9 protein-coding genes are annotated in these 8,497 nt (G+C 36.2%); all 9 read left to right on the forward strand.

The features are described from left to right. Positions 1–189 precede the first annotated feature (189 nt). The 9 genes from HUN22_RS13535 to HUN22_RS13575 all read left to right on the forward strand — a co-directional run bounded on the left by HUN22_RS13535 (position 190) and on the right by HUN22_RS13575 (position 8,339). On the forward strand, positions 190–501 hold the full coding sequence (locus HUN22_RS13535) for an ArsR/SmtB family transcription factor (protein WP_002121379.1): 312 nt from the start codon (positions 190–192) through the stop codon (positions 499–501). Positions 502–909: 408 nt separating this feature from the next. Next, entirely contained in the window at positions 910–2,112 is a 1,203-nt protein-coding gene (sstT, locus tag HUN22_RS13540; protein ID WP_174730332.1) for a serine/threonine transporter SstT, read from the forward strand. Positions 2,113–2,117: 5 nt separating this feature from the next. Next, positions 2,118–2,798: a YoaK family protein gene (locus HUN22_RS13545; RefSeq protein WP_174730335.1), complete on the forward strand. Its 681-nt coding sequence runs from the start codon at positions 2,118–2,120 to the stop codon at positions 2,796–2,798. 3 nt (positions 2,799–2,801) lie between these two features. Then, a complete protein-coding gene (locus HUN22_RS13550; protein WP_174730337.1) occupies positions 2,802–3,338 on the forward strand; it encodes a DUF2058 domain-containing protein in 537 nt (178 codons plus the stop codon). Positions 3,339–3,707: 369 nt separating this feature from the next. After that, entirely contained in the window at positions 3,708–5,555 is a 1,848-nt protein-coding gene (locus HUN22_RS13555) for an ABC transporter ATP-binding protein (RefSeq protein WP_174730340.1), read from the forward strand. After that, positions 5,555–5,995 (forward strand): MaoC family dehydratase, encoded by a 441-nt coding sequence (locus HUN22_RS13560; RefSeq protein WP_174730343.1) that lies wholly within the window; start codon positions 5,555–5,557, stop codon positions 5,993–5,995. The genes HUN22_RS13555 and HUN22_RS13560 overlap by 1 nt, the downstream gene beginning before the upstream one ends. Positions 5,996–6,103: 108 nt before the next feature. Then, positions 6,104–7,129, forward strand: coding sequence for an AraC family transcriptional regulator (locus HUN22_RS13565; protein WP_174730346.1), 1,026 nt, complete (start codon positions 6,104–6,106; stop codon positions 7,127–7,129). Positions 7,130–7,166: 37 nt separating this feature from the next. Further along, positions 7,167–7,541 (forward strand): glycine cleavage system protein GcvH, encoded by a 375-nt coding sequence (gene gcvH / locus HUN22_RS13570; RefSeq protein WP_174730349.1) that lies wholly within the window; start codon positions 7,167–7,169, stop codon positions 7,539–7,541. Positions 7,542–7,631: 90 nt separating this feature from the next. Beyond that, the gene (locus HUN22_RS13575; protein WP_174730352.1) at positions 7,632–8,339 is read left to right on the forward strand and encodes an SIR2 family NAD-dependent protein deacylase; all 708 of its coding nucleotides are present in this window, start codon (positions 7,632–7,634) and stop codon (positions 8,337–8,339) included. Positions 8,340–8,497 lie beyond the last annotated feature (158 nt).

An 8,497-nucleotide genomic window follows, 5' to 3' on the forward strand; every position in this document is an offset into this window, starting at 1 on the left:
TATAACACAATGCAACATTTTAGACACAAAAGAAATACAAATAGTTGTTTTTAATTGGAAAGACTACTTATTTATCAGTTCCCCTTATATTGCTTTTCAACAAAAACAATTGGATTGATTAGTTTTGCTACATTCATTTTTGTAAGATCAATCTATACTATGCCCGCTATATTGATATAGGTATAAAGTATGAAAGATGGACTCCAAATTGAAGAAATGAAAAATGCGGCCGATTCAGTCGTTGGAATTCTCAAATCTTTGGCTAATACAGATCGTTTATTAATTTTATGTCACTTAGCTTATGAGGAGTTAAATGTTTCTCAAATTGAAGAGAAGACCCAAATTACCCAGCCCACTCTTTCACAACAACTTATGATGCTACGCAAAAGTGATGTTGTATCAACCCGTCGTGATGGCAAGCAAATTTTTTATTCAATTAAGGATGACAATATGCATTCAATTTTAAATACGCTTCATCAACTGTACTGTGCAAGTAAATAACATTTTTAAATTATAAACTTATAATAATAGTAGTAACTTCCTGAAATATGCGATTTTTCAGCTTGAAAGCTTAGAATCCAATCCAAGCACAAAGTTTTGAAAATTCGCGTAGCTTTTCCCAAGTCCCAACTATATTTAATCTTTTGCCCGTCTACTCTTATTTAGTATATTGGGGCCTTTCACAGCTTTTTAATGTAATTAATTTTCTAATGAACAATTAACAAACAAAACCACCAACCATAAAATTCATTTTTCTTTAATTAAGTAAAATAAAAACAACAACTTAATATTACCAATGCTTATAAAAACTTACAGTTGATATAAAAAAGCTTAAGATTCACATCACTTAAGTATAAAATACTCGGCTTGTTCAACCTTTAGCCATGATTAGGTTAATAAGGCCTTTATATGCTTGCATTCTTTTCTCGATTAAGCTTAGTCACTAAGATTATTATCGCCATTATTCTAGGGATAGGCGTTGCATTACTATTTCCGAACCTTACGCCTTACTTAAGTTTATTTGGTGAGCTTTTCATTAAAGCCTTAAAATCGGTTGCCCCTATTTTAGTTTTTGTATTGGTGCTTTCATCTATCGCAAACTTTCAAGTAGGCCATAGTGCAAATTTACGTCCAGTCTTACTACTATATGTAATAGGTATGTTGCTAGCCGCTTTTAGTGCTGTTATTGCAAGTTTATCTTTTCCAAGTACCCTTTATCTGAATACAGTTTCTCATAACAATTTACAAGCGCCTGGTAGTCTCGCAGATATATTAAAAAACTTGCTTTTAAGCTTTATTGCGAATCCTGTTCAAGCAATTAGCGAAGCTAACTTTATTGGTATTTTGGCTTGGGCAATTGGCCTTGGTTTAGCTATGCGCCATAGTTCAGACACAACCAAACAAGTGATGCAAGATGTTTCACATGCTGTAAGTGCTATTATTCATAAAGTAATTGCTTTTGCTCCTGTTGGTATTTTCGGGTTAGTTGCCGTGACTTTTGCAGATGCTGGTCTTGCAACACTTGAGAGCTATGCACACTTATTAATGGTATTACTAGGAACAATGCTATTTGTTGCCCTCATAGTCAATCCTATTTTGGTAGGCTTAACTATACGTAGTAATCCATATCCATTAGTTTTTAAATGCTTAAAAGAAAGTGGTATTACAGCATTCTTTACTCGAAGCTCGGCCGCTAATATCCCAGTTAACTTAGATTTGGCAGAGCGTTTAGGAGTTAATCCGTCTACAGCAAGTGTGTCTATTCCCTTAGGTGCGACAGTAAATATGGCTGGCGCAGCAGTAACAATTACTGTTCTTACATTAGCGACTGTCCATACACTGGGCATTCATGTTGATTTAGCCACAATGGTTATTTTATCTGTTGTTGCAACAGTTTCAGCATGTGGTGCGTCTGGTGTTGCAGGTGGTTCTTTACTGCTAATTCCTGTAGCTTGTAGTTTATTTGGTATTTCGTCAGAAGTGGCAATGCAGGTGGTTGCAGTCGGTATGATTATCAGTGTATTGCAAGATTCTACAGAAACAGCCCTTAACTCATCTACAGATGTATTATTTACCGCAGCTGTAGATATTCGCTCTAAGCAAGCATCTTAAACAAAATGCCATTTCAACGTCTACCAAACTGGTTCCAACTTGGAGCCTTTTTGCTGGCATTTAATGCTGGAATGATTAATGTATTAGGGTTAATTACTCTTTTGCATCAGTCTATTTCGCATATGACCGGCAACGTCAGTATGCTGGCTATGAGTTTGGTAGAGTGGCAACCAGAACATATCATTTTTTTACTTCTGGTGATTATTTGTTATGTTTGCGGTTCATTTTATAGTGGTTTTATTTTAGGTAGCAGTCATTTTCGACTAGGTCGTCGGTATGGCTTACCTTTGAGCCTTGTAGCTCTATTCATTTTCCTTTGCTGGCTATTGCTTCCTTATTTTCCACGCTATGGATTATTATGGGCTTGTACGGCCATGGGATTACAAAATGCGATGGTAAGCCACTATAAAGGAACAATTATTCGCACTACCCACCTATCAGGGGTGCTGACAGATATTGGGTTAGCACTTGGATATAAAGCCAGAGGTTTAATTGTAGAAAACCGACGTATTATTTTACATTTTCTTATTTTTGCTGGCTTTCTACTAGGTGGAATTCTTGCCGCTATAGTACATCCATATTTGAAACTACAATCATTTTTATTGCCGGCAATTTTAAGCTTAGCCTTAAGTATTTCTTACTGGGTAGTTTATCTCTATAGCACTTCAACTTCACATAAGGATTAAGACATGGTTAAAAATGCCTTACAAGCACAACTACTAAAAGCTGGTTTAGTTGATAATAAAAAAGCAAAAAAATTAACTAAGCAAGCTCATCACGAACAACGCCTTGGACTAAGTGATGAAGCCGAAATTAAAGCGAATATTGAAAAGGCTAAACAAGATAAATTAGCTAAAGATCAGGCTTTAAATTTAGAGAAACAGAAGCAGCTTGAAGAAAAAGCACTTAAAGCATCAATCATTCAAATGATTAAGCAACACAAGATTAATGATTTTGCTGGGGATGTGGTTTATCAATTCATTGATGAAAATAAAATCAAAAAAGTATATCTATCTCAGCAAGTTTATAATGCACTTGTTGCTGGTAGCTTGGTCATTGCTAAAGATCAAGAGCAATACGCGTATCTTCCAAAAGCTTTAGCAGAAAAAATTGATCAAAAAATGCAAGGTTTCATTTTAATTAATAATTCTGAGAAAAATGAAGAAGCCACTGATGAGGAAGATCCATATGCAGCATATGTTATTCCTGATGACTTAATGTGGTAATACGATGCTTTGGCCTTTATGACTCGAATCTAAAGGCCCTTTTCAGCTCAATGTGCGATAGTAATAATTTAACAAATATTCAAAATACTAAGAAAAAATACTTAAAGAATAAATAAATTCATTCCCCCTTTATCTATTAATCTCGATATAATGAATAATATTTTTAGTCCTCGCGACATTCTTGAAGATATCTTCAGGTCTCCAATTTTTGCATCATCGATTAATTAAAGACGCTCAACATAATCAGTTCATGTGTATTTGCACATACTCACAAGATCGAAACCCTAAGTGATATTGATCTAACTGACTTTTTGTAAATGAAATTGCAAAGATTTAATTAAGTAGCTTTTGTCTCAAAGGTAGTAATTCATGCTGAAGTGGTTTGAAAAACTTGTAGATCCCTACCCAACTAAAGGTTTGGATGAACCTTTACCAACTCGTTTTTTTCCATTTGTCTGGCAAGCTACAGAAGGCGTACGCCCTTACTTATTCTTACTTATTCTTTTTACAGCAGGCGCTGCAAGCTTTGAAGCCTTACTTTTTTCAAAGATTGGACAACTGGTAGATTGGTTAAGTAAAAGTCATCCCCAAAGCTTTTTAAGTCAGCATGCTAATGATTTATTAATTTTGATTGGTGTCTTATTTACCAACATCTTTTTCGTAAATATACAATCTATTATCAAACATCAGATTTTATATAGCACCTTTCCAATGCGGTTGCGCTGGCGTTTCCATAATCTTTTATTGAAACAGAGCTTGGACTTTTTCCATAATGACTTTGCAGGACGACTTTCTGCTAAGGTTATGCAAACAGCACTAGCAATCCGTGAGTTCTGGATTATCTTGGGTGATATGTTGGCCTACGTCAGCATTTACTTCATTACTGTCAGTATTGTACTTGGTGCAATTTCACCAATTTTACTTATTCCACTTTTAGTTTGGTTAAGCTTGTTTTTGTTAAGCGCATGGTTCTTTATCCCCCGCTTAAGTAAAGTTTCTCAGCAACAAGCCGATGCTAGAGCAATTATGACTGGTCGTGTAACAGATGCGTACACCAACATCCAAACTGTAAAACTATTTGCTCATGCTGGTCGTGAAAGCCAATATGCAAAAGCCTCAATGAAAGAGTTTATGACTACAGTCTATGCTCAAATGCGCTTAGGTACCCTCTTTGAAGTCAGCATTAACATGTTGTCTGCTGTCTTGTTTATAGGGGTAATTGGTACCTCTGTTTGGCTATGGACTCAAGGCTTAGCAGCATTAGGAGTAATTGCAGCAACGACTGCAATGATCTTAAAACTTAATAGTATGGCTGAGTTTATGATGTGGCATATGTCAGCTTTATTTGAAAATGTTGGAACCATTCAAGATGGTATGCAAACATTAGGTAAAAAAATCAACATTCAAGACAAACCAGATGCTAAGCCACTTAAAGTCACCAAAGGTGAGATTGTATTTAAAGATGTCAGCTTTGCTTATAACAATAAAAATGTTATTGATCACTTCAACCTGCGTATTAAAGCTGGTGAAAAAATAGGAATTGTGGGTCGTTCTGGCGCAGGTAAGTCTACGCTGATTCAATTACTTTTACATTTTTACCATCTCAAGCAAGGTGCGATTTTAATTGATGGCCAAAATATTGAAGATGTCACTCAAGATAGTCTAAGAGCCAATATTGCTTTAGTTACTCAAGATACCTCTTTATTACATCGCTCGGTTGCTGAAAATATTAAATATGGTCGCCCAGATGCCTCTGATGCAGATATGCAAAATGCTGTAAATAAAGCGAAAGCTGCTGAATTTATTCCGCAATTAGTTGATTTAAAAGGACGCAATGGTTATAACGCACAAGTAGGTGAACGTGGTGTCAAACTTTCTGGCGGCCAAAGACAGCGTATTGCTATTGCACGTGTATTCTTAAAAGATGCGCCTATTCTTATTTTAGATGAAGCAACCAGTGCACTAGACTCGGAAGTTGAAGCAGCAATCCAGTCAAGTTTAAATGACCTTATGGTTGATAAAACCGTTATTGCAATTGCACACCGTTTATCTACTATTGCACAAATGGACCGTTTAATCGTTCTTGATGAAGGTCGAATTGCTGAGCAAGGAACTCATGAAGAGTTAATTGCGCAAAATGGTATATATGCACAATTATGGAAGCGTCAAACAGGCGGTTTTTTAATTGAACAAAAAGTATTACAGGGTCAAGATTAATGCTTTATTTAGAAGATTTGAAAATTGGTGATCGTTTCATTAGTCGTGAATATGAAATTACCTTAGATGAAATCAAAGAATTCGCAAGCTCTTACGACCCTCAACCCTTTCATATAGATGAAGAGCAAGCTAAGCACGATCCAATTTTTCAGGGGATCGCTGCTAGCGGCTGGCATACGTCTGCAATCACTATGCGTTTATGGACAGAATGCATGCCGATTCACGGTGGCCTCATCGGTTCAGAGTCTAGCTTACGGTGGCCACGTCCTACACGACCAGGAGATAAAATTCATGTGGAAGCTGAAATTTCAGCGATCACACCATCCAAAACAAAATTAGATCGTGGTATTGTAAGTTACGTTACGCAAGCCTTAAATCAAAATGGTGACGTATTACTTATTTCAACAACAAAAATTGTTGTCTTTAAAAAGAATGTTTAAAACATGGTTGATATGATTGTCTAACAGTTTTTATAAACTCAGATTATATTTCATGACAAGATGTGTAAGAAATGCATGTGACAAATTGATGAGAGCAATGGAACGCATATGAAAATTACCTCAGCTCGTCAAGATCAAGGTATTCCGGGTGTCTATGGCTTGTTGCTATTAGATGTTGTTTCGCGTTGGGGATATAACGATGAAACATTATTTGCTCCATTTCATCTTACTAGTGAGCAACTGGCCGATCCTGATTATCGTATTTCTACACCTGTAGCAAACGAACTAGTTAAACACGCGCTTAATTTAACTGGTGAAACTACGTTGGGTTACCATCTTGGTACTCAAATGCGTATTTCGATTCATGGCTTCATTGGCTATGCGATTATGACGGCCAAAGATATTACAGAAGCAATTGCTCTTGCAGCACGTTTTATTCAACTACGTTTACCCTTTTTACAACTCTATTTTTCAACGTTTGGGCCCAAAGCTACCTTACAATTACAATGTGATATTGAACTTGAGCCTCTAAGAACAGAAATCGTTTTAGGTTTGACCATTGGTATTATGAGTATGGCCAAAGCGATTACGGGTATTGACGATTTAGCTGGTGATGTAGATTTGGACTTTCCTGAACCAGAAGGATTTGAAAAGTATAGAAATAAACTAAGCAGTACAATTCGCTTCAACCAACCACATTTGATTTCAAGTTTTGATAAAAAATATTTAGGAATTAAATTAGTTAATGCTGATCCTATCGCAAGTCAGGTTGCTATTAATCAGTGCGAAGCTGAACTTTCTGCCTTGGGTGAGCGCCGTCGATTAGCAATGCGTGTTCGTGATATTTTAAGCAATTCCGAACAACATTATTTAAGCATCGAAAATGTAGCTGAATGTCTACATATGTCAGATCGGACACTCAAACGTCAATTAGCGGCTGAAGGAACTTCATTTTCGACATTGGTTGATGAAGTGCGCTATCGACACGCAACCTCTTTGCTTTCACGTACAGATTATAGTCTTGAACAAATTGCAGATGAACTTGGCTATTCGGACGTTGCAAATTTTAGCCGTGCTTTTAAACGCTGGAGTGGTCGTAGTCCGAGCAACTGGCGTAAAGACCCATACTTATAATGTTTAAAACTATTGGATATAAGCTTAAGGAGTTACCATGAATCATCCTTCGGAACTGAAGTATGCACGTACACATGAGTGGGTAAAAATTGAGGGTGATCTTGTTATTACAGGGATTACCGATCATGCACAAGATGAACTTGGCGATTTAGTTTACGTTGAAACTCCAGAAGTTGGGAGTAAAGTTACTGCTGGTGAACAAGCTGGTGTAGTTGAGTCAGTAAAAACTGCTTCTGACATCCATGCTCCTGTTTCAGGCACTGTAGTAGAAGTAAATACTGACCTTGAAGATGATCCTGATTTTGTAAATGACGATCCATATGGTAAAGGCTGGATTTATAAAATTAAACCAGACAACATTGCAGATGTTGAAAAACTTTTAACAAATTCAGAATATGAAGCTGGCTTATAAAAGATAGCCATCGCTTCCAATATTTGATAAAAACCAGTTTAGTTTTAAACTGGTTTTTTATTATCTATTTAAAATTAGCTTTCCTAACAGGTGAATTCTATGACAAAACTTGTTGTATTTTCAGGTGCGGGCATGAGTGCAGAAAGTGGAATCAGCACTTTTCGTGACAGCAATGGCTTGTGGGAAAATTACGACATTCAACAAGTTGCCACACCTGAGGCATGGCAAAAGAATCCCGCTTTAGTTCAACGCTTTTATAACGAGCGACGTAAAAATATTTTAGAGGCTAAACCTAACGAAGCGCATCAATATATTGCCAAACTACAAGACTATTTTGACGTACAAGTGATTACTCAAAATATTGATGATTTACATGAACGGGCTGGGAGTTCCAACGTTTTACATTTGCACGGAAATATTCGTTTAGCGAAAAGCTCTGGCCCGCATGCACAATTTACAAATGAGTTTTACGATATTAATGGTTGGAAACTAGATTTAGAAAACGACTTTTGCCCAGATGGATATCCTCTGCGCCCACATGTAGTCTGGTTTGGTGAAGCTGTGCCGGCTTATGAAGAAGCGATCCAATTAGTCCAAAGCGCAGATATTTTTATAGTAATTGGGTCCACATTAAGCGTATATCCTGTTGCGGCTTTAGTACATGAAATTTCAGATCAATGTAAAGCCTACTATATAGATCCAAATGCAGATCATCTGCGTGTTCCACAGCAATATGAATTATTAAAGATGTCAGCGACTCAAGGAATGCATAAACTTTTTGAAAATTTAACCCATTAAGTGCTATTTTTAAGGACGAAATAAATTTAATTTGAATAAAAATTACTATTTTTTAGATAAAATTCTCTAACATCGTTCTAATTTTGCTCAATACAACTTTATACTCTAAGTACTTTGTAACTAGATTTAGAGTTATTTTTTTTAAATATTTTTATTTC

Source organism: Acinetobacter lactucae (genome assembly GCF_013344765.1).
Classification (GTDB): Bacteria; Pseudomonadota; Gammaproteobacteria; order Pseudomonadales; family Moraxellaceae; genus Acinetobacter; species Acinetobacter lactucae_A.